The following is a 695-nucleotide window of genomic DNA, read 5'->3' as shown; positions in this document are numbered from 1 at the left end:
CACCGGCCGGCTGCTGCTGCCGCCCCGCACCCGCAAGGCCGCCTGGGACGCCGCCCGCGCCCGGCGGATGACCGCCTCCCGGATCGCGGCCTGCATGGGCCTGGACAACTACTCCTCCCCGCTGACCGTGTGGCACGAGATGCGCGGCACCCGCCCCGACACCAAGCCGGCCCGTGTCCACGAGGCCGCCCGGTGGGGACAGCGGATGGAACCGGTGATCGCCGAGGCGTTCGCCGAGGAGTCTCCCCACGGGATCCGGCCCAACCCCGGGATGCTCGTCCATGAGGCCGCCGACTGGATGGGCGCGAACCTCGACTTCCTGGTCGTGGAGGCCTGCGGCTGCGGCAGTCACCAGCCGGGCATGCCCGCCGAACCAGGTGAGGTCGCGCCGTGCTGCGACCCGAAGACGTGTGAGGCGTGCTGCGAGCACTGCCCGACCTGCCCGAGCCTGGCCCGCGGCCGCCGCCGCCGCTCCAAGCTCCGCCGCCACCGCGCCGCCGCTCCGCAGGCCACCGCGCTCCTGGAGTGCAAGCAGAGGTCCGCCTACCAGGACCACGAGTGGGGCGACGACGAAGACTCCATCCCCGACTCGGTCGCGATCCAGGTCCACTGGGGCCTGGCCGTGTCCGGCCTGAACGCCGGGTACGTCGCCGTCCTCCTCGGCGGGAACCAGCTGAAGTGGTACCGGATCCAGC

1 protein-coding gene is annotated in these 695 nt (G+C 73.7%); it reads left to right on the top strand.

The annotated features are described in order from the left end of the window. The coding region (locus ACTWPP_RS45020) for a lambda-exonuclease family protein (protein WP_443110623.1) at positions 1-695 on the top strand (695 nt) is incomplete at both ends.

It is taken from the genome of Actinomadura sp. 3N407, assembly GCF_052245875.1.
GTDB lineage: Bacteria > Actinomycetota > Actinomycetes > Streptosporangiales > Streptosporangiaceae > Spirillospora.
The sequence above is the reverse complement of the archived record's forward strand: the minus strand, read 5'-3'. Positions and strand labels throughout refer to the sequence as shown.